This window comes from Devosia yakushimensis, from assembly GCF_030159855.1.
Lineage (GTDB): Bacteria > Pseudomonadota > Alphaproteobacteria > Rhizobiales > Devosiaceae > Devosia > Devosia yakushimensis.
The window spans coordinates 2,443,896-2,467,500 of the sequence record NZ_BSNG01000001.1 but is presented as its reverse complement, the minus strand read 5'-3'; the positions used below and the strand labels follow the sequence as shown (position 1 = coordinate 2,467,500).

Genomic DNA, 23,605 nt, shown 5'->3' with positions numbered 1-23,605 from the left:
GCTCGGTCCCTGCGCGAGGCGGTTCTCCCGGCCGCCTCGCCACCCTTCCTCTTGAGGTTTGACCTATGGGTGTCTTGAGCTTCGTGGCCAAACGCATCGGCCTCTATCTGGCTGTTCTGTTCATTGGCCTGACGATTACCTTCATGCTGCCGCGCCTGATGCCGATCAATCCGGTGGATGGCTATATCGGGCAGATCCAGAGCCGCGCCAATGGTACGCTCACGCCCGAGGCGATTGCCGAAATGCGGGTCAACCTCGAGCAGCTCTACGGCCTCAAGGGCGATATTTTCACCCAGTATCTGTCCTATCTGAAGCGTGTGGTGATCGACTTCGATTTCGGCCCCTCCTTCACCTATTACCCGACCGAAGTCTCGACCATGATCGTGGCGGCGCTGCCCTGGACGCTGGGACTGCTGCTCACCGCGACGGTTATCGCCTGGCTCATGGGCAATATGGTGGGACTGGTCGCCGGCTACTTCCACAAGCAGAAAGCCGCCTCGATCCTCGAATTTCTCGGCATCCTGCTTTACCCGATCCCCTATTATATCCTGGCCGTGTCGGTACTGCTGATCCTGGCCTATATCTTCCCAATTTTCCCGCTCTCGCCGACCTTCCCGGTGGGGCAGATGACCTGGCCCAAAGTGGGCATGATCATCTACAATTCCCTGCTACCGGCCATTACGCTGGTGCTGGCGGGCTTTGGCTGGAACATCCTCTCCATGAAGGCCCTGGCGGTGGCGACCACCGAAGAGCCCTATGTGGTCTATGCGCGGCTCAAGGGTGCTTCCAACTGGACGCGGATGACGCGCTATGTGTTCCGCAATGCGCTCTTGCCGCAGGTGACCGCCCTGGCCCTGTCGCTGGGCATGGTGTTCAACGGCGCGCTGCTGACCGAGATCATTTTCTCCTATCCCGGCATTGGCCTGATCATGCGCACGGCCGCGACCGGCGGCGATTATAACGTGCTCTACGGGGCGATCACGCTCTCGATCCTGGCCGTCGCCACGGCCGGTCTCGTCATCGACCTCATCTATCCCCTTCTCGACCCGCGGATCCGCACCAAATGAGTATCGATACCAACAATGCCGATCCGGTGGCGCTGGTTGTCGCGCCGCCCGTTGCAGGCAGGCCCGGCCGCCGGAAAGGGGGGCTGCTCTGGCTTCTCAATGGACGCCTGGCCGTGGGCCTTCTCATCCTCGTCGTCATGGGGCTCGGCAGCTTCATCCTGCCATTCTTCGCGCCGGCCGACCCTTCCGTTCAGGCCACCTATATGCGCAACCTGCCCATGTCATCAGTCCATTGGCTGGGCACCAACGCGCTGGGGCAGGATATTTTCTGGTTCCTGGTCTTTGCCGTGCGCAATTCACTGATGCTCGGCATTCTCGTCGCCGTCGGGGTGACCATCGTCGCCACCATTGTCGGCCTCAGCGCCGGCTATATCGGCGGCGCCTTCGAGCGCGTGGTGATGCTGTTCGTCGACACCTTCATCACCATTCCGCTGCTGCCCATCCTGATCATCCTGGGCGCGCTGATCCGAGGGAATACCTCGTTCTTCACGGTCGGGCTGATCATCATCATCTTCGGCTGGGCCTGGGACGCGCGCACGGTACGGGCCATGGCCCTGTCGCTGCGGGAACGCGAATTCATCAACATGGCACGGTTTTCGGGCGCCAATACCTTCGACATCCTGGCCAAGGAAATTTTCCCCTATGTGTCGGCCTATATCCTTGTCGGCTTCATCAATACCGTGCTCTTCGCGGTCAATACCGAAGCCACGCTGGCGGTGATCGGGCTCTCCAAGGTCGAGGTGCCGACACTGGGCTCCATCATCTTCTGGGCCCTGAGCTACAACGCGCTCTTTACCGGGCAATATCCCTGGATCGTGGCCCCCATCGTCGCGACGATCACTTTGTTCCTCGGCCTGTTCCTGACCTCGACCGGCTTCAACCAGGCATTTGCCAGCAAGCGGGGTGTTGCATGATCCGCCTCAACGATCTCAAGATCAGCTATCGCATCGGCAACCGGACCATCGATGCCGTCGATGGAGTGACGCTGACGATTCCCGACAATTGCGTTGTCGGCATTGCCGGGGAATCCGGGTCTGGCAAATCGACGCTGATGAAGGCCATCTATGGCGATATTCAATCGCCCATGTATCTGTCGCGCGGCAGTATCGACTATGGCCTCAAGGGCGCCGACGGCAAGCCGCTGACCACGGAGAATGTGCGCAAGGAATGGTTCAAATCCATTTCCTACGTGCCGCAGAGCTCGATGAACTCGCTCAACCCGGTGATCCGCATCCGCGACCAGTTCATCGACTTCCCCGGGACCGACAGCAACAAGAAGCGCGTGCTGGAGCGGGCGCGGGCCTATATCGGCAAACTCGGACTGCCGCCCGAGGCCATGGATTCCTACCCCCATCAGCTCTCGGGCGGCATGCGCCAGCGCGTCATGATCGCGCTCGCCACTTTTTTCCAGCCCGAGCTGATCATTGCCGACGAGCCGACCACCGCGCTCGATGTGGTGGTGCAGAAGGAAATCCTGATGCTGCTGATGGAATTGCAGGAGCAGATGGGCAACACCATCCTGGTGGTCTCCCACGACATGGGCGTGCACTACCAGGTCACCCACAAGATGATGATCATGTATGCAGGCCGGGTGGTGGAATATGGCGATACCGAAAGCGTCTTCGCCGATCCCCAGCACGCCTATACCAAGATGCTGATCGATAGCCTGCCCACCATTGGTGACGACAGCCTGCGCGGCGTGATGGCAAGTGCCGCCGGAGCCGGCGGGGACCGCGCCTATCGGGTGGAGCCGGTATTGGTGGAGGTCAAGCCCAACCATTTCGTCGCGCAGCCCCAGAACGCGGGAGCCGCCGCATGACACTCATCCTCAAGACCGAAGGGCTGAACAAGACCTATCGCCTGGGTGGCTTCGGCCGGGCACGGCAGGTTCAGGCGCTGAACGATGTCAATATCACGGTCGAGAGCGACCGCCCGGTTGTGATCGCCATTGTCGGTGAATCGGGCAGTGGCAAGACCACGCTCGCCAAGACCCTGCTGCGGCTCGAGACCCCCACATCGGGCCGGGCCATCGTCTATGACAGCGTGGTGGCCGGCGCGGGTGCGACCCCTTCCAAGAAGGAATTTCTGGGCCTGGTACAGCCTATTTTCCAGAATCCCTTCGAAGCCTTCAGCCGCTACCGTCCGGTCGATGCCTATCTCAACGAAACGGCGCGGCGCGTGGCGGGGCTGGACGAAAGCCAGGCCGAGACGGCGGTGGCCGATGCCCTGCATAATGTGGGGCTGGATTACGGGGAAATCCGCGGCAAATACACCAACCAGTTCTCAGGCGGGGAGCTGCAGCGCATCTCGGTGGCGCGGGCCCTCATTCCCCAGCCCAGGCTGATCGTGGCCGACGAGCCGGTGAGCATGATCGACGCCTCACGCCGGATGATCATCATCAACCTGTTCAAGCGCTTGCGCGACGAGCAGGGGCGCAGCTTCCTCTACATCACCCATGACCTGGCCACGGCCTATTACATCTCCGACTATGTGGCCGTGATGAACAAGGGGGAGGTGGTCGAATTCGGCAAGGCCCGCGAGGTCATGTCCAATCCCCAGCACGCCTATACCCGCCTGCTGCTCGATTCCATTCCCACCACCAAGAGCCGCTGGCGTCCACGCCCTGCGGCCGCCTGACCAGTTTCATCGCCGGCGCGGTGAGCGCCATTCATTTCGACGACGGGAACGACAAATGACCAATACTGCTACCGCCAACGGCGCCGCGTCGCTGTGGGCCACCTATGAACTCGCCCTTTCCGGCCCATCGGAGGGCAATCCATATAGGGATGTCGAGTTGCGGGCTGTTTTCCACCAGGGCGAAAGGCAGGTGCGGGTAACCGGCTTTTATGACGGCGAGGGCAGCTACAAGATCCGCTTCCTGCCCGACAGCACTGGCGCCTGGAGCTATCAAACCAGCAGCAACAGCCCTGCGCTCGATGGCGTCAGCGGCAATTTTGACGTTGCTCCGGCGGCACAGGGCCATCACGGCCCGGTTCGCGTCTCCAATCGCCACCATTTCCGCTATGCCGATGGCACCCGCTACACCAATATCGGCACCACCGCCTATGTGTGGAACCTGCAAGGCGACGCGCTGGAAGAAGAGACCCTGGCGACCCTCGCCGAAGCGCCCTTCACCAAGATCCGCATGTGCGTCTTCCCCAAGCATTATCGCTACAACGAGAACGAGCCCGAACGTTACCCCTTCCCGCTACGCAAGCAGGGAACCAGCCAATGGACCGGCAGCTTCCGTGGCGATTACGGCTGGGACTTCGATTTCGAGCGCTTCGAGCCGGACTATTTCCGGCACCTGGAGCAGCGCATCAACCAATTGGCCGAAATCGGCGTCGAGGCCGATCTCATCATCTTCCATCCCTATGACCGCTGGGGTTTTTCGCGCATGACCCCGGCGCAGGATGATTTCTATCTGAAATATCTCACCGCCCGGCTGTCGGCGCTGCCCAATGTGTGGTGGTCCATGGCCAATGAATATGACCTCATGCCCAGCAAAACCCTGGCCGATTGGGATCGCTTCATCCACATCGTCTCGGACAATGATCCCTATGGTCACCTGCTGAGCGTGCATAATTGCTTCGCCTTCTACGACCATCACCACCCCCGCATCACCCATTCGTCCATCCAGCGCTCTACCGCCGCCATGTCGGCGCTGTGGCGCGAGAAATATGGCAAGCCGGTCTCCATCGACGAGTGCTGCTATGAGGGTACGATTGCCGAGCTCTGGGGCAATATTTCTGGCCCCAAAATGGTGCGCCGCTTCTGGGAAGGCGTGGTCAATGGCGGCTATGTCACCCATGGCGAAACCTTCGGCAACGACACCGACACCATCTGGTGGGCCAAGGGCGGCAAGCTGACCGGGGAAAGCGTCGCCCGCATCGCCTTCCTCCGCCGCATCATGGAGGAGGGGCCCGATGAAGGGCTCGATCCGGTCAAATCGACCGGCGCCTACCGCCTCATGCTGGGCGGCGGGCAGGACAATGTCGTGATGCAGCAATTGTTCGCCCCGCCGCCGGGTGAGGAAGATTGGCCGCGCGTGCAGAACTGGTTTGCCACCGCCGGCCAGCTGCATCGCTATTATCTGAGCTATTTCGGGGAGAGCCAGCCCAGCGAAGTGACCGTCGCGGTGCCGCCCGGCGAGCGCTATAGCGCAGCACTTATCGACACCTGGGACATGACCGAAACCCCGCTCGCCGAAAGCGTCGGACGTGGCGACCTGCTGCATTTCGCGCCCAAGTCATACCAGGCCCTGCTGCTGCGGCGCATCGACGGCTGACCACGCCGGCACTGGCGCTATGACGGACGCCCCACCTTCACGGGTGGGGCGTCAGGATGTGCGCCCGGTGGGGAAGGTTACGCAGCAGCCTTGCCACCGGGGTAGGCCGAATCCCGCTAAGCACCGGCACGTTCAAAGGGAATTGCTGTGGCTCCGGCTTGGCGCCGGGCTGGAGCGCCGCCACGCGGATGCCACTTTCCCCTGCTGTCAAGGTGTATCAGCCATGCGTGGCAGGCGCCCCTCACCTGCCTCCGGCGCGGGTAGGAAGGTGTCTGGCCGCCTGCTAGCCTCCATCAAGTAAAACGTGCCCATGCCGTCCTCCCCACTGCGAAGCGTTCGAGGAACATGATGCCCACCCTGAGTAATGGTAGCGAACTGACTATCTTGGAGGGAGGCGAGCCGCATGTGGCCTACTCCTTCACCTTGACCGATACTGAAGGCAATGTATCGGACCCTATCGGAGCCTTGCCGGACTACTTCTTTGGCTGGGTAACGGTGGAATCTGTCGATGTATTCGATGGCTTCTTTGCCATCACCGGTTTTACCCATGACGGCAAGTACGGGATATTCTCCAATCTCGATACTTACATCTTCGACAATGACGGCAATTTCATTCGCACTGTACATGCCGAAGCGGCCAGTCAGTCGCTCGAAGTCGTTTCCGTCACGGCCGATTCTCCCGATGATTTCGTGGTGACCTACAAGGCCGCCACCATGTATTTCGGCGGCGAGAATACCCAATATGGCGAGCACCAGATCATCGTCGAAAATGGCGTGCAGCAGCCCGATACCTTCGTCAATTCAGCGCCGGTCCTCGCCGATCTCAACCTGGTGCTGACGCCGGGCCAGTCCCTGCTCGATATCGAGTTTCCGGCCAGCGATGTCGATTACGATCTCCTGACCTTCACCATTGTCGACGGGCCCGACCACGGCACGATCGAGCTCGATACGCGGTATGACGGCAATCACTATCCCTTCCCGGAAAGCGAATTCCTGGGCAGCGTTCACTACCACTCGTCTTTCCTCAACGGTAATCTCTTCGACTATTTCGTCGAGGACGGCTTTGTCGGCACCGATACATTCACCGTCATGGCAACCGACGGGCAGGGCAATAGCAACCTGGCAACGGTGACCATTTCGGTCGGCGCGCCCGCGGAAGGGCCGGAATATATCGCGCTGGGCGACGGCATCGACATCCTGCGCTACTTCAACAGCGATCATGCCGTGCTGGTGGCCTCCAAGGGCGGCAACGACGATCTGTCGGGCGGCCGCTTCGACGATAGCCTCAATGGCGGTGCGGGCAATGACCTGCTGCATGGCGAACTCGGCCGCGACAAGCTTACGGGCGGGCAGGGCGTTGACCGCATGCAGGGCGGCGCGGGCAATGACACGTTCATCTTCAATCCCGGCGATTTCGCCGATCCGGCCGACTATAATGGCCGCATGGACCACATCATCGATTTCCACGGCGCCGGCCACTCCGGTCCGGGCGAACAGGATTTCATCAGCCTTTTCGGTTTCGGGGAAAATGCGACGCTGACCTTCGATCACTATGCCAATGACGATCAGACCCTGCAGATCTACCAGGTGACCGACCCCGACAATCCAGACGGCGGCGGGCTCATCATGGTGCAGATGGCCGATGGCACCGCCCAGATCGGGCAGGGTGACTATCACTTCTTCTAGGCTTTGCCGGGAAGAGGCCAATGCCGCCATCGCCAGCACTAGCGCAGCAATCGTCCGGGCCCGCGGGCCCGGTCCCATCGCTCCCGGGGCCGATATTGGCACTGGGTGCGATCAGCCTCGTTTCCAACCTGCTGATGCTGACCGGCCCGCTTTTCATGCTGCAGGTCTATGACCGCGTGCTGGCCAGCCGCTCGGTGCCCACGCTATTGGTGCTGACCGGGCTGGTTTGCGGGCTGTTCGCTTTCTATGCCTTTCTCGATGCCTTGCGCAGCCGCATGGCGCACCGTTTGGCCAATGTTTTCGACGCGCATATTGCCGGCCGGCTTTTTGCGGCGGCGGTCCAGTTCCGCCTCATCGCCGATGCGCCCAGGACTGCCGATCCGCTGCGCGATGGCGATGTGCTGCGGCAATTCCTCGCCGGGACGGCGCCGCTGGCCTTGCTCGATCTGCCCTGGGTTCCGGTCTATCTCGCGGTGGTCTTCCTCTTTCACTATTGGCTGGGTTGGCTGGCCGTGGCCGGGTGCCTGATCATCACGGTCCTCATGATCATCAATGAGAGCCTGGCTCGCCGGCCGACCCAGCAGGCCAACGCCGCCCAATTGCTGCGCCAGCGGCAGGCCGAAAACATCCGCGTCAACGCCGAGACCGTCATTGCCATGGGCATGCTCGATGACCTGCGCAACCGCTGGACGGCGCAGACCGGACGGATGCTGTCGGCGCTGCGCACCGGCAGCGACCGCGCCGCTTTCTTTTCCGCTTCGACCAAGGGCCTGCGCTTTCTGCTCCAGTCCATCGTCCTGGCGCTGGGCGCCTATCTCGTCATTCGCGGGGAAATGACGGCGGGGTTGATGATCGCAGCCTCCGTCGTGACGGCACGGGCGCTGGCGCCGGTCGAGCAGATCGTCGGCCAGTGGCGCAGCTTTGTCGGTGCCCGGCAGGCCTGGTCGCGCATCAGCAAGGTGCTTGCGGTCAAGGGCGCGGCGCCGCGCGACGTTCGCCTGCCATTGCCCACGCGGCTTCTCGCGGTCAAAGGCCTGGCTGCCGCGCCGCAGGGGCAGAGGATGCCGGTCATTTCGGGGATTCAATTCGATCTCGCGGCCGGAGATGGCCTGGCCATTCTGGGGCAATCGGGATCGGGCAAATCCTCGCTGGCACGGGCTCTGGTCGGCGTCTGGCCAAGTCTGGCCGGGGATATCCGCTTCGATGGCGCCATACTTGCGCATCACACGCCCGACCAGATCGGCTCGATGATCGGCTATCTGCCGCAGCGGGTCGAGCTTTTCGATGGCACCGTCGCCGACAATATTTCCCGCTTCCGGCCAAACCCGCCCAGCGAGGCTATCATCGCGGCGGCAAAAGCGGCGGGCGTGCATGATCTGATCAGCGCCTTGCCCGATGGCTATAACAGCCAGGTGGGCGAGCAGGGCGACCTGCTTTCCGCCGGCCAGCGCCAGCGCATTGGCCTCGCCCGCGCTCTTTATGGCGAGCCCTTTCTCATCATCCTCGACGAGCCCAATTCCAATCTCGATGCCGAGGGCGATGCCGCCCTGACCGACGCCATCCACAAGGCGCGCGATCGCGGCTCGGTGGTTATCGTCATTGCCCACCGGCCTAGTGCCATCGCGGCGGTCGACAAGGTGCTCTATATGCGCAACGGCCGGCAGATGGCCTATGGCCCCAAGAACGAAACCCTGCAGCAGATCACCCAGACCGGCGCCAATGTCCGTCCCATCAAGGCGCCCAGCGCATGACGGCCGAACTGGCTGAGCAGCCCTCCGACCTTGCCAGCCTCAAACGGCATGGCTGGGTGGGCCTGGTGGCGGTGATCGGCCTGTTTGGCGGATTGATCGCCTGGTCCGCCGTGACCGAGATTTCCGGAGCCATCATCGCGCCGGGTACGCTGGTGGTTCAGGATAGCGCCAAGCGGGTGCAGCATGCCGAGGGCGGTATCGTCACCCAATTGCTGGTGCGTGACGAAGACCATGTGGTGCAGGGCCAGGTGCTGGCCACACTGGATCAGACGGCAATAGCTGCGGCGCTGGCCATTTCCGAAGCGCAATTGCGCGAGGCCTATGCCAAGGAAGCGCGGCTGATCGCCGAGATCGAGGGGCGCGATACGGTAACGCTCTCCGGCGCCGCGCTTGAACTGTTCGACATGGCGCAGTTGCAACCGCTCGTGGCGCTGGAGCAGCAGGTGCTGGTGGCGCGGCAGGCGACCAAGGCGGGCCGCATTGCCCAGTTGCGCGAACAGATCGTCCAACTCGAACGCCAGGGCGAAGGCTTCGATCTGCAGAAGCAGGCCATCGAGCGGCGGATCGCGGTGATCGAGCTCGAAATCGCCGATTTCGATGACCTTTATGACAAACGCCTGATCGCAGCGAGCCGGGGCACCAGTCTCGACAAGGAAATTGCGACCGCTCAGGGCGAATTGGGCCGGGTCGTGGCCTCCATCGCCGAAACCAATGCCGTGGCGGCCGAGCGCGCCCTCCAGATCGAGCAGATCGGGGACGAATACCTGACCACGGCCCTCGCCGAATTGCAGGAAGCGCGGCGCGTGATCGCCGAAGCCGGTCAGCGGCGTATCGCCGACCGGGACCGGCTGACCCGCACGGAAATCCGTGCGCCGCAAACCGGCGTGGTCCATGAATCGGTGCTGCACACGGTGGGGGGTGTCGCTGCCGCCGGCGAGACGCTCATGCTCATCGTGCCCTCGGATGAACCATTGATCGTCAATGTGCGCATCGAGCCGGTCGATATCGACAAGGTGGCGGTGGGGCAGGAGGCCGTGCTGCGGTTCTCGGGGCTCAACCCGCGCACGACGCCGGAACTGTTTGCCACCGTGGCGCGTGTTGCCCCTGACCTGACCAAGGACCCGGCGACCGGCCAGCAATATTACGATGCCCGGATCGCCATATCAGACGAGGAATTGGCGCGGCTGCCCGACGGCGTCGTGCTGATCCCCGGCATGCCGGTGGAGTCCTTCGTGCAGACGGGCGACCGGACCATGCTCTCCTACATTCTCCATCCCGTCGAAGAGCAATTGAACCGGGCGCTCAAGGAAGATTAAGGCAGCGTGTCGAAATCGCCATTGCTCGCGCGTCATAGTGGTATAGCCATCCGGAGAATGACGATGCCAAAGCTCGACAAATCCTTCGACGTGACGATTGAGAAAAGCCCGGCCAAGGGCGGCTGGAACTATGTGGTTTGGCCCGGTTCTGCAGAATTCTTTGGCACCAGAGGCCTGGTGAAAGTTCGGGCGACTGCCGATGGCGTGCCCTTTCAAAGTTCGTTCATGGCCCTCGGCGATGGCAGACACAAGCTGCCTCTCAAGACGGACCTGCTCAAGGCGACCGGGAAGCAGGCTGGCGACAGCATTACGATCACGCTTGCCGAACGGCTGAACTAAGCCCCGCCCGGTCGCGGTTCCCAGCCGGTCAGGGCTAGTTCCCAATCGGGGAACCAGGTCAGCAGGAGAATCTGGATCTGCCGGTCCCAGCCCAGGAAAATGGCGAGGCCCGTCAGCACCAGAATGACGCCCAGCACCTGCTGGATGCGCGCGGCATTGGCCTGGAACCAGCCCAGCCGATGCACCAGCTGCCGGCCACCCAGCATGATAGCGGCCATGGGCAGGGCCGTGCCCAGCGAGAAGGCGAGAGTAACCGCGACAGCGCCGGCATTGACTTGTTGGTTGAGCGCCAGCGTGATGACCGAGGCCATGATAGGCCCGACGCAGGGGCTCCAGGCCAGGCCAAGGCCCGCGCCCACTGCCAGCCCGCCACCGAAGCCGGACGACGGGCCGCCAGCCGGAGCCCTATTGGCGAGTGCCCCAGCCAGCCGCTCGAACCCCAGATGCAATTGTGGAATGGCCAGCACCAGCCCAAGCAGGATCAGCACGCTGCCCGCCAGCACCCGGTTGAGATCAGGCGGCACGCCCAGCGCGCGCACGAGAAAGCTCAATGCCAATGTGGCGGCGGTGAAGGTGCCGATAAAGCCGATGATCAGCCCGATCGGCCGCGCCTTGCCCTCCTGGGTCGCCGTGCCGAGAATGACCGGCAGCAGCGGCAGCACGCAGGGCGAGAGCACGGTGATGACACCGGCCAGAAAGGCAAAGCCGACGGTAACGAACATCTAGCTTTGGCTATTGGCGTTGAGGCCGTCGACCCCGCCGCTATTCCAGGATTTGACGCCATTGCCGGCATCATCGAGCAGAACGAACGTGTCCTGATAGGTCACCCCGAACTTGCCCTTGAGCGCGGTCTCCTTGTCGTAGTCGGCAATCACCAAAGTCAGGTCCGGATTGACCTCGGCCCAGCGCGCATTGAGCTCGGCCACGGTGGCCCGGCAATTGGGGCACCAAGTGGCGTAGAAGAACACCACCGTCTTGCCCTCGGCGGCCAGGGCATTGACCTGCGCCTCGCTCTGGAAATCGAGTACGGTGGCGCGGACTGCCGCCTGTTCGGTGGCAGGCGCATCCTGGCCAAGGCTGACCACTGGAGTCAGCGTCAGCAAGACAGCGATGACGAGGGAAACGAAACGGTACATGGCGGGCTCTAAACGTTTGGTGCTCCACACTATCGCCGCTCGGCCCTTGCTGCCCAGCGCGCTGGAAGAATAATCCTTCGATCTAAACCCGACCTGTTAGATAGATTTTTTATTTGGCCCCGTGGCTTTGGATCGGCGCGGGGCCGCATTGGCGGAAGAGACGTGGCACTATGAGTGCCAAATCCAAAAACGACCGTGCAAAGGAATGTCGTATGCGTATCAATCTTGCTGGCGCCGCCCTGGCCGCCGCGCTGCTGCTGACGGGCGCCGCCCATGCCGAGCGCCTCACCGACAAGCCGCTGGTGGACGCCGCCTGGCTGACCGAGCATCTGGGCAATGAAAGCCTGGTCATTCTCGATATCCGCGATGTCGCCGAAAATGTCGATCCCTATGCCGCCGGCCACGTGCCTGGCTCGGTTGCTGCCCGCTATTCGGATGGCGGCTGGCGCGTAACGGTCAACAATGTTCCCGGCATGCTGCCGCCCACCGAGCAGATCCAGGCCACCATTGCCGGGCTCGGCGTCAATGAGGACAGCCAGGTCGTGATCGTCCCCGCCGGCACCAATGCTTCCGAATTCGGCGGCGCTACCCGTGTCTACTGGACCTTCAAGGTGCTCGGCCATGATGCCGTGACAATTCTGGACGGTGGTTACGCCGCCTGGACCAAGGCCAATGGCGCTGTTTCCACCGATGCGGTTACCCCCGTTGCCGGCGACTTCAAGGCCGAGTTCCGTCCCGAATTGCTGGCCGGCGTTGCCGAAGTCACCGCCGCCATCGAAAGCGATGCCAATCTGATCGACGCGCGCAGCGTCGCCCAGTTCATCGGCCAGGAAAAGACCAATACCGTCCAGACGCTCGGCCATATCCCGACCGCCGTGAACATCAATTTCGACAAGTTCTACGACGCCCAGAACGCGTCTTTCGCCAGCCCCGAAACGATCAAGCAACTGGCTGAAGCGGCCGGCGTCGCCAACCAGTCCGACTTCATCGCCTTCTGCAATACCGGCCATCTGGCCTCCATTGCCTGGTTCGGCCTGTCGGAAGTTGAGGGGCTCAAGAACGTGCGGCTCTATGATGGCTCGATGGCCGAGTGGACTGCCGATCCGAGCCGCCCGGTCGTCACCAACTGACGAATTTTCCAATAGCTTTATAAGCTTGCCCGGGCCATGGTCCGGGCAAGTCATTTTATTTTGGGGCAATTATGACAGACGCAACGGCGGGATCGATCCGCCCTCCCGCAATTCCTTTTGATCGTGGCCCGGTCTGGTTCGCCAGCCTTGCTTTGGCCATTGGCACACTCGCCATCTGGCAGCTTGTCGATCTGCGCCAGGCCGCCCTGTTCCTGATTGGCAGCCTGCTCGGCCTCACGCTTTATCACGCCTCTTTCGGCTTTACCGGCGGCTGGCGACGGCTGGTGGTGGAAAAGCGCGGTCACGCCATGCGCGCGCAGATGCTGATGATCGGCGTTGCGGCATTGGCCTTCATTCCGCTGCTCACGCTGGGCAATCCCTTCGGCCAGCCGCTGGCCGGCGCTACGGCTCCGGTCGGGGTCTCGGTGCTGTTCGGCGCGGCCCTGTTCGGGCTGGGCATGCAGCTGGGCGGCGGTTGCGGTTCGGGCACGCTATTCACCGTTGGCGGCGGCAGTGCCCGCATGCTGGTGACTTTGGCCTTTTTCATCGTCGGCGCCCTGCTGGGCACGGCCCATCTGCCGTTCTGGCTTACCCAGCCCTCGCTGCCCGCCATCAGCCTTGGCGCCAGCCTCGGCGTGCCGCTGGCTCTGTTCGTCACCGTGCTTGGCCTCGGTGCCGTGGCTTTTGTCACCGTGCTCATCGAGCGCCGCGCCCATGGCAGCCTCGAGGTTATCAAGGCTCCGGCCAATCGCGGCTGGTCGCGCCTGCTGCGGGGGCCTTGGCCGCTGATCGGCGCGGGCCTGGCGCTGGCCGGGCTCAACGTGCTGACTCTGCTGGTCGCCGGCCACCCCTGGTCGATCACCTACGGCTTTGGTCTCTGGGGCGCCAAGATCGCCCAGGCGGTCGGTATCCCGGTCGCAAGCTGGGAGTTCTGGACCTGGCCCGCACAGGCCGAAGCGCTGCGCTCCAGCGTGCTTGAAGACAGCACTTCGGTAATGGATTTCGGGCTCATCCTGGGCGCTGCCCTTGCCGCGGGCCTTGCCGGCAAATTCGCCCCCAAGGCCGCTCTGCCCTTCCTGTCGCTGCTCGCAGCGGCCATTGGCGGCGTGCTGATGGGCTATGGCGCGCGTCTCTCCTTCGGCTGCAATATCGGCGCGCTGTTCAGCGGCATTGCCTCAGGCAGCGTGCATGGCTGGCTGTGGTTCGCCGCCGCTTTCGTCGGCAGCTTCGGCGGCATCGCCCTGCGCCCCCTCTTCGGTCTCGACGGATTCAAAGCCAAATGAGCGCACGCAATACCCTGCTGTTTGGCGCGGCCGCTCTCGTGGCCACCGCCGCTGTCGCCGCCGATCATGTCGCGTCGAGCAATCGCGCGCCTGCCCCGGTCCCGGCCGCCAGTGCCGCGGCCAATCCCTGCGCCGCGGGTAACCCCTGCGCGGCTGGAAATCCCTGTGCTGCGGGCAATCCTTGCGCCGCGGCCGCTCCGGTGGCCGCCAACCCGTGTGCAGCCGCAGCGCCCTGCGCCGCTGCTGCGCCTTGTGCGGCGGGTAATCCCTGCGCTGCGGGTGCTCCTGCCGCTGCGGGCAATCCTTGTGCGGCCGGCGCACCGGCGCCGGTTGCGGCCCCTTGTGCCGCCGCGGCGCCCTGTGCGGCTGCTAATCCCTGCGCCGCTGGGGCGCAGTAAGGAGGCGGGATGGACGAGCAACGCGAACGGGCCGCGCAGGAGGCCGCTTTCTGCGAGCGCCTGCTGGCCAAGTCCGGCGAAAACGTGTTGCGCGAGACCTTGCGCGACGCCGCCTCGGTGGAGGCCTGGGCGCATTACCCGCCCGGCGATGTGTTCGATCCCGAAAGCGGCGGGCAATGGTATTATCACTGCCATATCCCCGCTGCTGACGGCACAGAGCATGGCCATTATCATTGCTTTGTCCGTCCGGAGGGGCCCAACGGCCCGGTGCACCACCTGATCGCCATCGGCGTCGACGCCTTTGGCAAACTGCACCGCCTGTTCACCGTCAACCAATGGGTGGTCGGCGACACCTGGCTTCCAGCCGAACCCAGCATCGCCCTCCTGCCGCGCTTCGATATGCAGCTGGTCAAGCCGTCCTACCTGGTCAATCGCTGGCTCACCGCCATCGTGACGCAATACCAGCCCGAAATCGAAGCGCTCATCCGCGAGCGCGATAAGGTTTTGGCTGAGCGGGCAGGGGAGGGGGATGCGGAGGCCATCCGCCAGGACCGCACGCTGGAAGTGACCTCATCCTTGTTGATCGCCTAGCTTCGGCCGACCTGGCCAACCGAATTCCGTACGATCAGTTCGCTGCGCAGCAGCACCTGCTTGCGCTCGACGCTTTTGCCTTCGAGCAGCGCCAACAGCAGGTCCATGGCTTCCTCGCCAATCTTGAGGCGCGGCTGCTTCATCGTGGTCAGCGAGGGGGAGACGAAGCTGGCAAAGGTGATGTCGTCAAAACCCATCACCGAAAACTGGCGCGGCAATTCATAGCGGCGGGCCGTGAGCGCGATGATGACACCCAGGGCCGTGGCGTCATTGACGCACAAAAACGCCGTGGGGAGCACATCGCGGACGAACATATGCTCGGTAGCCGCACGGCCGCTTTCGGTCGTGCCGTCGCCATCGAGGATCAGCCGTGGGTCGATGGCTATGCCATGCCCCTCGAGCGCCGCGCGATAGCCCTGCTCGCGCAGCACATTGACTGCCTTGCTGGTCGAATGGCCGATAAAGGCGATGCGGCGGTGCCCCTGCGAGATCAGATGCTCGGCGGCGACACGCGAGCCCTCGAAATTATCCACTCCGACAAAGGGCACGTCGCTATTGGATACCGGCTCATTGACCGCCACCATGGGCGGCAGGCGGGACTCGCCGCCTTCGCTGCCAAAGCCATAGGGCAGGTGGCCGGTGAACAGGATCAAGCCATCGGCCTGGTTGGAGCTGATGAAGCGCAGATAATCGGTTTCGCGCGCCGGATCGTTCTGCGTATTGCCGATCAGCACGCCATAGCCGCGCTTGCTGGCCTCAGTCTCGAGCCCCACCAGGATATTGGAAAAGTTCGGGTCGCCCACATCGGGCGCCAGAATCAGGATCATGTTGGAGCGGCGCATGCGCAGCGAACGCGCCATGGCATTGGTGGTGTAGCCGGTTTGGGCAATGGCCTGGGTGACGCGGCGGCGGGTCTCGTCGGCGACCTTGGTAGGCTCGTTGATGGCCCGGCTGACCGTGGCGATGGACACGCCGGCAATCGCCGCAACGTCTTCTATCGTGGCCAGCTTCTGGTGCTGCAATTGGCGCTCCGCCCCGCGCGATCCGGCTCGGCGTCCCGCTTTTGCTGCCTTTAGCAGAAGGCGCGGGTTCCGCCATATCCATCCGGCAACGCTTATACACTTTTCCCTTTGTGTAAACCTTTACATCAAACATGAAAACCTTTACATCATTGCTCATGGACGAAGAGCGGGACTGAACCCGACGCGTTCCGCAGGGGGAGATGTCACGATGACCAGTGCCGCAGGCACGCCAGCCATCCTGTCAGCGCACAGGATCAGCAAGTCGTTCGGCGAAATCCCGGTGCTGTTCAGCGTCGATTTCGACATCAAGCCGGGCGAAGTGCACGCCATTATCGGTGAAAACGGCGCCGGCAAATCCACCCTTATCAAGATACTCTCGGGCATCGAACAGCCCACCTCCGGCACCATCAGCTATGACGGGCAGACCGTAACCCTGCCGCCCAATGGCGAGGCCGAGGCGATGGGTATCGTGCTCATCCACCAGGAACTCAACCTGGCCGAGCACCTCACCGTGGCGGATTCGATCTTCCTGGGCCGCGAGCTCAAGAAATTCGGTTTTCTCGACCTGGCCGAGATGCGCAGGCGCGCGTCCGACGTGATGGAGCGCCTGCATGTGCATGTCGATCCCGATGCGCGCATCAATACGCTCTCGGTGGCCGACAAGCAGATGGTGGAAATCGCCAAGGCCATCAGCCGCGATGCACGTGTGCTGATCATGGACGAGCCGACCGCCGTGCTCTCGGTGGGCGAGACGCAGACCCTGTTCGAGCAGATCCGCCGGCTGACCGCGCGGGGCGTGGCGGTGATTTTCATCTCCCACAAGCTCGACGAGATCATGGAACTGGCCCAGCGCGTCACCGTGCTGCGCGACGGGCAATTGATCGCCACCGTCAGCACCGAAGCGCTGACGCCCGATTCCATCGCCCAGATGATGGTGGGCCGCGAGCTTTCCAATCTTTACCCGCCCAAGCACGAGCCCGATGTCGATGCGCCGGTGGTGCTCTCGGTGCGCGGGCTCAAGGCGCCGGGCGTCAAGGATATCTCCTTCGATCTGCGCAAGGGCGAGATTTTGGGCTTTGCCGGACTGATCGGCTCGGGCCGCACCGCCGTGGCCGAAGCCATTGTCGGGCTCAATCACAAGACCGAGGGCGAGGTTACGGTCGAGGGCAGGGGCGCCAATTTCGCCCATGTGGGGCAGTCGGTCGATGCCGGCGTTGCCTATATGACCAAGGACCGCAAGGGCCGGGGCCTGCTGCTCAATGTGGGCCTGCAGCCCAACCTGACCCTGCTGACGCTCAAAAAACACCTCAAGGGCATTTTCCTCGACGGCAACAGCGAGGCCAAGGCGCTGGAGCGCGCGGTGCGCCGCTTCGATATTCGCGCGCGCGATGCTTCGGTGCGGGTCGGCCAGCTATCCGGCGGCAACCAGCAAAAGCTGATGCTGGGCAAGACCATGGAAAGCGAGCCCGACATCATCATCATGGATGAGCCGACGCGCGGCATCGATGTCGGCACCAAGCAACAAATCTATCACATCATCGCGGCGCTGGCCGCCGAGGGTAAATCCATCATCGTCATCTCCTCGGAGATGCAGGAGGTGATCGGGCTCAGCCATCGCGTGCTGGTGATGCGTGAAGGCCGCCTGGCGGGCAAGCTCGAAGGCGCCGAAATCGTGGAAGCAGAAATCATGCGGTACGCCGCAGGCATCAAGCAGGGTGGGGACGATGAGCGTATCAACGCATGAGGCAGCCAAGCCGAACAGAGGCTTCCGCATCGATCTCAAGACAGCCGGACCGCTGCTGGCGCTGATCCTGCTGGTGATCCTGGGCTATTCGCTGAACCCGGCCTTCCTCAACGAAGGCAATGTCACCAATATCCTGACCCGCTCGGCCTTTATCGGCATTATCGCTGTGGGCGCGACCTTCGTCATCACGGCAGGCGGCATCGACCTGTCCGTGGGCTCGATGGCAGCCTTTATCGCCGGCGTCATGATCATCGTCATGAACTGGACCGTGGGCTCGATGGGCGCCTCGATCTGGACCGTGCTGATCGGCATCGGCTGTTCGCTGATCCTGGGCATCGGGGCTGGTTTCATCAACGGCTTCCTCACCACCAAGGCCAAGATCGAAGCCTTCATCGTCACACTCGGCACCATGGGCATCTATCGCTCGCTGGTGACCTATTTCGCCGATGGCGGCACGCTGTCGCTGGCCTCGGGCGCCCGCGATATCTACCGCCCGGTCTATTACGATAGCCTGCTGCGCATTCCCTATCCGGTCTGGGTCTTCATTTTCGTTGCCATTATCGGCTGGGTGCTGATGAACCGCACCGCCTTCGGCCGCTATTGCATGGCCATTGGCAGCAACGAACATGTGGCGCGCTATTCCGCCATCAAGGTCGACCGCGTCCGCACCGCCACCTTTGTGTTGCAGGGGCTCTGCGTATCGCTGGCCACCATCATCTATGTGCCGCGCCTGGGCTCGGCCTCGGCGGCCACCGGCGTGCTCTGGGAACTGGAAGCCATCGCGGCCGTGATCATCGGCGGCACCATGCTCAAGGGCGGCTTCGGGCGGGTCGGCGGCACCGTCATCGGCGCGCTGATCCTCACCGCCATCGGCAATATTCTCAATCTCACCGAGATCATCTCCAACTACCTCAATGGGGCAGTGCAGGGCGTGATCATCGTGGCGGCGGTCTATCTGCAGCGCGGCTCGCTCCGCGCCGGGCGGAAGAAGGCGGACTGACCGCGCAACAAGCAATTCCACGCCTTTGCAAGGGGCGGGATCACCGGCGCCATTTTGCGGTGCCAAACATTGGTAGGGAGGACTTTTAGATATGTCTTTAAAGGCAATCGCACTGGGCCTATTGGCCACCAGCGCCCTGGCCGGATCGGCTGTGGCGCAGGACCAGATCAAGATCGGCGTTTCCATTCCGGCGGCTACCCACGGTTTCATGGGTGGGTTGAACTGGCATGCCGCCGAAGCGGAAAAGCGCCTGGAAGCCGCTAATCCCAATATCGACATCATCATCGTGACTGCCGACGGCCCGGCCGATCAGGCCAGCGACCTGGAAGACCTCGTTTCGGTTCACCAGATCCAGGCCCTGGTGGTGCTGCCCTTCGAATCCGAGCCGCTGACCGAGCCGGTCCGCGCCGTTGCCGATACCGGTGCCTTCATCACCGTGGTCGACCGCGGCCTGACCGACCCGTCCATCCAGGACGTCTATGTTTCGGGCAACAACACCGAAATGGGTGAAGTGTCGGCCGAATACATGATGACCCGCCTGGGTGAGGGCGACAACATCGTCATCCTGCGCGGTATTCCTACCGTGCTCGATACCGAACGCTTCGACGCCTTCATGGCCAAGATCGAAGGCTCGGGCATCAATGTGCTCGACAACAAGTTCGCCAACTGGAACCGCGATGACGGCTTTGAAGTGATGCAGGACTTCCTGTCCCGCTTCCCCGACATCGATGGTGTCTGGGCCCAGGACGACGACATCACCCTGGGCGTGGTCGAGGCCATCAAGCAGGCTGGCCGCGAAAGCGAAATGTTCGTGGTCGGCGGCGCCGGCATGAAGGAAATCGTCAAGGGCGTGATGGATGGTGATCCGCTCGTGCCGGTCGACGTGCTCTATCCGCCGGCCCAGATCGCCACGGCCATGGACGTGACGGTCAACCACTTCATCTCCAATGGCCCAGTGACCGGCAGCTACATCTTGGGCTCCCCGCTGATCACCCAGGAAAACGCCGAGCAGTTCTACTTCCCGGACAGCCCGTTCTAAGGGCGTTTGAATTGGCAAGGGGCGCTCAATGCGCCCCTTGTTTTTGTTGGATGGGCGAGGATCAGCCAACCCACCGCCGCCTCCCTCGGGCTTGACCCGAGGGCCTTCCTCAACCCGGCATGAGCGGCGAGCGACCCTCGGGTCAAGCCCGAGGGAGGCGATTGTGTTGGTGGAACGATTGTGGGTGGACAGCACCTTAAGCGCCGCACTTTTCACCACCACGATGTCATTCCGGCGCAGGCCGGAATCCATGCTGCGGGCTCTCCACGTATCCGATGCCGCTGATGGCCTTCAGCATGGATCCCGGCCTTCGCCGGGATGACACAGTGAAAAATTGCCGGTCCGAAGCGTGGCCATTCGCTTCACTTCTGCGGCAAATAATCATTGCTGTAATATGGCCCAAAATCCGGCCGTTCCGCGACCACCGCGCCATCGGCATCGCGCAAAATTCCCGCTGTGAACAGATAGTCCCCGATCGCATCCATCTTGGCCGGGTCGATCGTGCCGATCACCCCATCCGCCGTTTGCAGATAATGCCCGTCGATCAGGGCTTGCAGTGATGCGCGGATCAGCGTGCGGTCGAGCATGCCTTCATTGGCCTCCAACAGGATATCGGTCGCTTCATCGGGATGCTCGACGGCAAAGGCGTAACCGCGCTGGGTTGCTGCCATGAAGGCGGCGGCCGTCTCCGGGTTCGCATCGAGATAGGTCTGGCTTGAGCCGATAAAGGTCGTGTGTTCGTCCGGCACGCCGAAATCGGCATAGACGAAGGCGCGTTGTGCCACGTTTTCCAACTCGGCCTTGACCCCTTCCCAGGTGTAAACCTCCAGCGTGAAATCCACCGCGCCATTGGCCAGCGCCTCATAGGCAGAGGTGCCCAGCGTCACAGTCTCAAACTCGCCCTTGCCGCCATCATGGCGAATGATGGTGCCGATCAGCGCATTCTCCCAGGCACTCCCGAAGCCGCCATAGGTGAGGCCATCCAGATCCTTGGGGCTCTGGATATCGGTGCGGTCGGCATTGAACACCACCCGACCGGTCTCGGTCTGCACCACCGCATAGGTGGCAACCAAGTCGGCCCCGGCCGTGCGCTGCGTCATCAGCGAGATCGTGCCCAGAATGCCGAAATCGGCCACGTGATTGGCAACCAGCGCTCCGGCCGAGGTGTCGCTATAGGGCAGGATATCCACATCCAGGCCGGCCTCGGCATAAAAGCCCTTCGCCTCAGCGACATAGAGCCCGATGTGATTGGTATTGGGAGTCCAATCGAGCGCGATGCTGACTTTTTGTGCCTGCGCCATGGTGGGCATGGCGGCAAGGCCCGCCACAAAAGCGGCGGCGAAAAAACTGCGTCGGGAAAGCATGGTCACGTCCTTTGATCCAACTGAGGATTGAGCAGGGTTTCTAGAATGTCGGCCTCGATGGCGCTGGCTTGGGGCGAGGCCAGGTCGCGCCGGGGGCGGGGCAAGGGCACGATGATTTCGCGCAGTACCCGGGCTGGGCGCTCGGTCAGCACATAGATGCGGTCGGACAGGAACACGGCCTCGCGCACATCGTGGGTGATCAGCAGGGCGGTCCAGCTATGGTGTTCCCACATGCCTTCGAGCCAGCGCTGCATGCCGCTGCGGGTGAGGGCATCGAGGGCGCCAAATGGCTCGTCGAGCAGCAGCATGGCGCGGTTCTGTACCACCGTGCGCAGCAAGGCCGCCCGCTGCCGCATGCCGCCCGACAATTGCGCCGGGTAATGCTGCTCGAACCCATCGAGCCCGAATTCGGCAAAGAGCGGCGCCACGCGTTTCCGGGCGGCCTCGCGCGCCATGCCCTGCACTTCAAGGCCAAGCGTCGTATTGTCCACGATCCGCCGCCACGGCATCAGCGCATCGCGCTGCGGCATGAAGGCAAAGGGCCGCGTCTGGTCCGCCAGCGGCTTGCCGTCAAAGCGGATATCGCCGCCATCGGCCTGCAACCCGCCGGTCAGCAGCTTGAAAATCGTGGATTTCCCGGCTCCCGAAGGCCCCAGAATGGAGACGAACTCGCCCGCCCGCACCGATAGCGAAATATCGGCCAGCACATCGAGCTTGCCAAAGCTCCGGCGCACCTGGCTTAACTGCAGCCGGACGCCCCTCATGGCTTGCGCTCCGCGGCCAGCCGTTCCCAGGGCATGGCCAGCCGCTGGATCAACACGGTCGTGCCAAACAACACCAGCGTCAGCGTCGCACTGACCAACACGGCCGCCAGCACCAGATCGGGGCGGAAATTGTTCTTGGCATTGAGGATATAGATGCCCAAGCCTTTGGCCGCTCCGGCATATTCGGCAAAGATCGCACCCACCACCGCATAGGTGATGGAGATGCGCAGCCCGGCGAAGAAATAGGGCAGGGAGGAGGGCAGCCGCGCCAAGAGGAAGATGCGGAGCGGCGACGCCCCCATCGAGGCCAGCAGCGCCTCGATATCCTCGTCTGTCGCCGCGTAGCCCTGCACCAGCGCCACCAGCATCGGAAAAAAGGTGACCAGCGCTACCAGCATGATCTTGGGCGTGAGGCCAAACCCGAACCACAGCACGATCAGCGGCGCGATGGCCACGAGCGGCAGCGTCTGGCTGATGATGAACACTGGAAACAGCGCCCGCCGCAGCGGCTTGAAAAAGTCGATCAACACCGAGAAGAAGAATGCCGCCGCCAGCGAACAGGCAAAGCCCAATAGGGTTGCGCTGATGGTCGGCAGTGTATTCTCGAACAGTGCCGGCCAATTCTGCACCGCCTGCACGACAACCCGTGACGGCGCTGGCAAGGTCGTCGGCGAGATGCCGGAAAACCGGGCATAAACTTCCCAGGCGAGGATCAGCCCTCCGACGGATAGCAAGGCCGGCCCGATTTTGCCGAGGGTGGACGCGAAGACGCGTGATGACTGTGTGGACATGGAGGGATTCCGGGAGGTTTCTCGGCGCCCCAGTAGACCTCATCCTGAGCTTGTCGAAGGACGAGGTCGTGGCACCATCTCGGGCACGACCTCGTGGTTCGACAAGCTCACCATGAGGTCTACTGCGCGTGAGCTAGCGAACCGTCGGGCTATTCGCCGATACAGTCAGGTCGATGGTGACGTGCCCCTCGGGCGGGCCGAACCGGCAGAGCGCCGCCTGCACCGTGGCGAATACCGCTCCGGCGTCGCCGCCCAGCTTGGTGCAGAAATTCTTGGCGCGATCGAAGGTGCCGGACTGCCTGAGGAAGTCGATACAGCCGTAAATTTCGTCCATGTGATCGTTTGTATCCATCACATAGAGCGAGAATTGCGCCGCGCTAGCCATATCGGTCACCGGCGCCGACTGCACGGCCTGCAGCGCCATTTGCTTGCGCTGCTCCAGCGGCAGGACAGGCCCGCCATATTCGGTGGTGTAGCAGACGGCGTCATCGGGTTCGCCCGGGCAACCGCGCGAAATCGTGGCATGCAGCACGCAGTGCTTGCCGCTTTTCGCCGCCGCGACGAACAGGTCGCGCATGGCCGGAAACAGCACTTCGGGTGCACCGACCAAAAGGGTGGAGATATCGTCAGTCTCCACCTGCAGCCGGTCGCGATAGGGATCGAGCGCGCTCAACGCGCCAACAATGACACCGACGAAATCGTCGGTCATAGGATAAATGGAAATCTGTGCGCCAGAATACATGTGCCCGCCTCGCTCCGCTGGTATTACCCAGATCAGCTACTAGGGTTTGCAGGCTTGCCGCCCGCGTCTCAGCCCCGGCTATACGGAGCACCCCTGTGGATGGGCGCAATCAATCAGCTTGCGATGCCAATGGCAAGCGTCTTGTGCAGAACTT

General features: G+C 62.8%; 22 protein-coding genes and 1 riboswitch. Of the genes, 15 read left to right on the top strand and 7 right to left on the bottom strand.

The window, feature by feature from the left end:
* The first annotated feature begins 65 nt into the window (after nucleotides 1-65).
* The 9 genes from QQL79_RS11980 to QQL79_RS11940 all read left to right on the top strand — a co-directional run bounded on the left by QQL79_RS11980 (nucleotide 66) and on the right by QQL79_RS11940 (nucleotide 10,447).
* Entirely contained in the window at nucleotides 66-1,067 is a 1,002-nt protein-coding gene (locus QQL79_RS11980) for an ABC transporter permease (protein WP_284391079.1), read from the top strand.
* Nucleotides 1,064-1,981 (top strand): ABC transporter permease, encoded by a 918-nt coding sequence (locus tag QQL79_RS11975; protein WP_284391078.1) that lies wholly within the window; start codon nucleotides 1,064-1,066, stop codon nucleotides 1,979-1,981. The genes QQL79_RS11980 and QQL79_RS11975 overlap by 4 nt, the downstream gene beginning before the upstream one ends.
* A complete protein-coding gene (locus tag QQL79_RS11970; protein ID WP_284391077.1) occupies nucleotides 1,978-2,886 on the top strand; it encodes an ABC transporter ATP-binding protein in 909 nt (302 codons plus the stop codon). Before QQL79_RS11975 ends, QQL79_RS11970 begins: the two co-directional genes overlap by 4 nt.
* Nucleotides 2,883-3,704, top strand: coding sequence for an ABC transporter ATP-binding protein (locus tag QQL79_RS11965; RefSeq protein WP_284391076.1), 822 nt, complete (start codon nucleotides 2,883-2,885; stop codon nucleotides 3,702-3,704). Before QQL79_RS11970 ends, QQL79_RS11965 begins: the two co-directional genes overlap by 4 nt.
* Before the next feature lie 55 nt (nucleotides 3,705-3,759).
* On the top strand, nucleotides 3,760-5,355 hold the full coding sequence (locus QQL79_RS11960) for a DUF5060 domain-containing protein (RefSeq protein WP_284391075.1): 1,596 nt from the start codon (nucleotides 3,760-3,762) through the stop codon (nucleotides 5,353-5,355).
* A 405-nt stretch (nucleotides 5,356-5,760) separates the two neighbouring features.
* On the top strand, nucleotides 5,761-7,041 hold the full coding sequence (locus QQL79_RS11955) for an Ig-like domain-containing protein (protein WP_284391074.1): 1,281 nt from the start codon (nucleotides 5,761-5,763) through the stop codon (nucleotides 7,039-7,041).
* 95 nt (nucleotides 7,042-7,136) lie between these two features.
* Complete coding sequence (locus QQL79_RS11950; protein ID WP_284391073.1) at nucleotides 7,137-8,792, top strand: type I secretion system permease/ATPase; 1,656 nt, start codon at nucleotides 7,137-7,139, stop codon at nucleotides 8,790-8,792.
* Nucleotides 8,789-10,108 (top strand): HlyD family type I secretion periplasmic adaptor subunit, encoded by a 1,320-nt coding sequence (locus tag QQL79_RS11945; RefSeq protein ID WP_284391072.1) that lies wholly within the window; start codon nucleotides 8,789-8,791, stop codon nucleotides 10,106-10,108. The genes QQL79_RS11950 and QQL79_RS11945 overlap by 4 nt, the downstream gene beginning before the upstream one ends.
* 63 nt (nucleotides 10,109-10,171) lie before the next feature.
* Nucleotides 10,172-10,447, top strand: a complete 276-nt coding sequence (locus QQL79_RS11940) for a DUF1905 domain-containing protein (RefSeq protein WP_284391071.1) — start codon at nucleotides 10,172-10,174, stop codon at nucleotides 10,445-10,447.
* Here the strand turns inward: QQL79_RS11940 and QQL79_RS11935 are convergent.
* A complete protein-coding gene (locus tag QQL79_RS11935) occupies nucleotides 10,444-11,169 on the bottom strand; it encodes a cytochrome c biogenesis CcdA family protein (protein ID WP_284391070.1) in 726 nt (241 codons plus the stop codon). The genes QQL79_RS11940 and QQL79_RS11935 overlap by 4 nt on opposite strands.
* Nucleotides 11,170-11,583, bottom strand: coding sequence for a TlpA family protein disulfide reductase (locus tag QQL79_RS11930; RefSeq protein ID WP_284391069.1), 414 nt, complete (start codon nucleotides 11,581-11,583; stop codon nucleotides 11,170-11,172).
* Between the two features lie 212 nt (nucleotides 11,584-11,795).
* Here QQL79_RS11930 and QQL79_RS11925 point away from each other — a divergent pair, with 212 nt between their 5' ends.
* From QQL79_RS11925 to QQL79_RS11915, 3 genes are all read left to right on the top strand, one after another.
* Nucleotides 11,796-12,713 (top strand): sulfurtransferase, encoded by a 918-nt coding sequence (locus QQL79_RS11925; protein WP_284391068.1) that lies wholly within the window; start codon nucleotides 11,796-11,798, stop codon nucleotides 12,711-12,713.
* Between the two features lie 71 nt (nucleotides 12,714-12,784).
* The gene (locus QQL79_RS11920) at nucleotides 12,785-13,996 is read left to right on the top strand and encodes a YeeE/YedE family protein (RefSeq protein WP_284391067.1); all 1,212 of its coding nucleotides are present in this window, start codon (nucleotides 12,785-12,787) and stop codon (nucleotides 13,994-13,996) included.
* Between the two features lie 407 nt (nucleotides 13,997-14,403).
* The gene (locus QQL79_RS11915; protein ID WP_284391066.1) at nucleotides 14,404-14,985 is read left to right on the top strand and encodes a DUF6969 family protein; all 582 of its coding nucleotides are present in this window, start codon (nucleotides 14,404-14,406) and stop codon (nucleotides 14,983-14,985) included.
* Here the strand turns inward: QQL79_RS11915 and QQL79_RS11910 are convergent.
* On the bottom strand, nucleotides 14,982-16,007 hold the full coding sequence (locus QQL79_RS11910) for a LacI family DNA-binding transcriptional regulator (RefSeq protein WP_284391065.1): 1,026 nt from the start codon (nucleotides 16,005-16,007) through the stop codon (nucleotides 14,982-14,984). The genes QQL79_RS11915 and QQL79_RS11910 overlap by 4 nt on opposite strands.
* A gap of 208 nt (nucleotides 16,008-16,215) precedes the next feature.
* Here QQL79_RS11910 and QQL79_RS11905 point away from each other — a divergent pair, with 208 nt between their 5' ends.
* The 3 genes from QQL79_RS11905 to QQL79_RS11895 all read left to right on the top strand — a co-directional run bounded on the left by QQL79_RS11905 (nucleotide 16,216) and on the right by QQL79_RS11895 (nucleotide 19,790).
* The gene (locus QQL79_RS11905) at nucleotides 16,216-17,751 is read left to right on the top strand and encodes a sugar ABC transporter ATP-binding protein (protein ID WP_284391064.1); all 1,536 of its coding nucleotides are present in this window, start codon (nucleotides 16,216-16,218) and stop codon (nucleotides 17,749-17,751) included.
* Nucleotides 17,732-18,751, top strand: a complete 1,020-nt coding sequence (locus QQL79_RS11900) for an ABC transporter permease (protein WP_284391063.1) — start codon at nucleotides 17,732-17,734, stop codon at nucleotides 18,749-18,751. The genes QQL79_RS11905 and QQL79_RS11900 overlap by 20 nt, the downstream gene beginning before the upstream one ends.
* 91 nt (nucleotides 18,752-18,842) lie before the next feature.
* Nucleotides 18,843-19,790, top strand: coding sequence for a substrate-binding domain-containing protein (locus tag QQL79_RS11895; protein ID WP_284391062.1), 948 nt, complete (start codon nucleotides 18,843-18,845; stop codon nucleotides 19,788-19,790).
* 362 nt (nucleotides 19,791-20,152) lie between these two features.
* On the opposite strand, the gene QQL79_RS11890 is transcribed toward QQL79_RS11895, so the two are convergent.
* The 4 genes from QQL79_RS11890 to QQL79_RS11875 all read right to left on the bottom strand — a co-directional run bounded on the left by QQL79_RS11890 (nucleotide 20,153) and on the right by QQL79_RS11875 (nucleotide 23,451).
* Nucleotides 20,153-21,160, bottom strand: coding sequence for an ABC transporter substrate-binding protein (locus tag QQL79_RS11890; RefSeq protein ID WP_370461211.1), 1,008 nt, complete (start codon nucleotides 21,158-21,160; stop codon nucleotides 20,153-20,155).
* On the bottom strand, nucleotides 21,157-21,918 hold the full coding sequence (locus QQL79_RS11885; protein WP_284391061.1) for an ABC transporter ATP-binding protein: 762 nt from the start codon (nucleotides 21,916-21,918) through the stop codon (nucleotides 21,157-21,159). Before QQL79_RS11885 ends, QQL79_RS11890 begins: the two co-directional genes overlap by 4 nt.
* On the bottom strand, nucleotides 21,915-22,709 hold the full coding sequence (locus tag QQL79_RS11880; RefSeq protein ID WP_284391060.1) for an ABC transporter permease: 795 nt from the start codon (nucleotides 22,707-22,709) through the stop codon (nucleotides 21,915-21,917). Before QQL79_RS11880 ends, QQL79_RS11885 begins: the two co-directional genes overlap by 4 nt.
* A 133-nt stretch (nucleotides 22,710-22,842) precedes the next feature.
* Nucleotides 22,843-23,451 carry a YkoF family thiamine/hydroxymethylpyrimidine-binding protein gene (locus QQL79_RS11875; protein ID WP_284391059.1) on the bottom strand — a complete coding sequence of 203 codons (609 nt, stop codon included), beginning with the start codon at nucleotides 23,449-23,451 and terminating at the stop codon, nucleotides 22,843-22,845.
* Nucleotides 23,443-23,556: riboswitch (TPP riboswitch) on the bottom strand. It overlaps the preceding gene by 9 nt.
* Between the last annotated feature and the right edge of the window lie 49 nt (nucleotides 23,557-23,605).

Excerpts from the sequence above, each read along its gene's own strand:
- QQL79_RS11885 (WP_284391061.1), bottom strand. The coding sequence starts at position 21,918 with ATGAGGGGCGTCCGGCTGCAGTTAAGCCAGGTGCGCCGGAGCTTTGGC.
- QQL79_RS11895 (WP_284391062.1), top strand. The coding sequence starts at position 18,843 with ATGTCTTTAAAGGCAATCGCACTGGGCCTATTGGCCACCAGCGCCCTG.
- QQL79_RS11980 (WP_284391079.1), top strand. The coding sequence starts at position 66 with ATGGGTGTCTTGAGCTTCGTGGCCAAACGCATCGGCCTCTATCTGGCT.
- QQL79_RS11935 (WP_284391070.1), bottom strand. The coding sequence starts at position 11,169 with ATGTTCGTTACCGTCGGCTTTGCCTTTCTGGCCGGTGTCATCACCGTG.
- QQL79_RS11925 (WP_284391068.1), top strand. The coding sequence starts at position 11,796 with ATGCGTATCAATCTTGCTGGCGCCGCCCTGGCCGCCGCGCTGCTGCTG.
- QQL79_RS11960 (WP_284391075.1), top strand. The coding sequence starts at position 3,760 with ATGACCAATACTGCTACCGCCAACGGCGCCGCGTCGCTGTGGGCCACC.
- QQL79_RS11900 (WP_284391063.1), top strand. The coding sequence starts at position 17,732 with ATGAGCGTATCAACGCATGAGGCAGCCAAGCCGAACAGAGGCTTCCGC.
- QQL79_RS11975 (WP_284391078.1), top strand. The coding sequence starts at position 1,064 with ATGAGTATCGATACCAACAATGCCGATCCGGTGGCGCTGGTTGTCGCG.
- QQL79_RS11930 (WP_284391069.1), bottom strand. The coding sequence starts at position 11,583 with ATGTACCGTTTCGTTTCCCTCGTCATCGCTGTCTTGCTGACGCTGACT.
- QQL79_RS11905 (WP_284391064.1), top strand. The coding sequence starts at position 16,216 with ATGACCAGTGCCGCAGGCACGCCAGCCATCCTGTCAGCGCACAGGATC.
- QQL79_RS11970 (WP_284391077.1), top strand. The coding sequence starts at position 1,978 with ATGATCCGCCTCAACGATCTCAAGATCAGCTATCGCATCGGCAACCGG.
- QQL79_RS11880 (WP_284391060.1), bottom strand. The coding sequence starts at position 22,709 with ATGTCCACACAGTCATCACGCGTCTTCGCGTCCACCCTCGGCAAAATC.
- QQL79_RS11945 (WP_284391072.1), top strand. The coding sequence starts at position 8,789 with ATGACGGCCGAACTGGCTGAGCAGCCCTCCGACCTTGCCAGCCTCAAA.
- QQL79_RS11940 (WP_284391071.1), top strand. The coding sequence starts at position 10,172 with ATGCCAAAGCTCGACAAATCCTTCGACGTGACGATTGAGAAAAGCCCG.
- QQL79_RS11875 (WP_284391059.1), bottom strand. The coding sequence starts at position 23,451 with ATGTATTCTGGCGCACAGATTTCCATTTATCCTATGACCGACGATTTC.
- QQL79_RS11920 (WP_284391067.1), top strand. The coding sequence starts at position 12,785 with ATGACAGACGCAACGGCGGGATCGATCCGCCCTCCCGCAATTCCTTTT.
- QQL79_RS11965 (WP_284391076.1), top strand. The coding sequence starts at position 2,883 with ATGACACTCATCCTCAAGACCGAAGGGCTGAACAAGACCTATCGCCTG.
- QQL79_RS11915 (WP_284391066.1), top strand. The coding sequence starts at position 14,404 with ATGGACGAGCAACGCGAACGGGCCGCGCAGGAGGCCGCTTTCTGCGAG.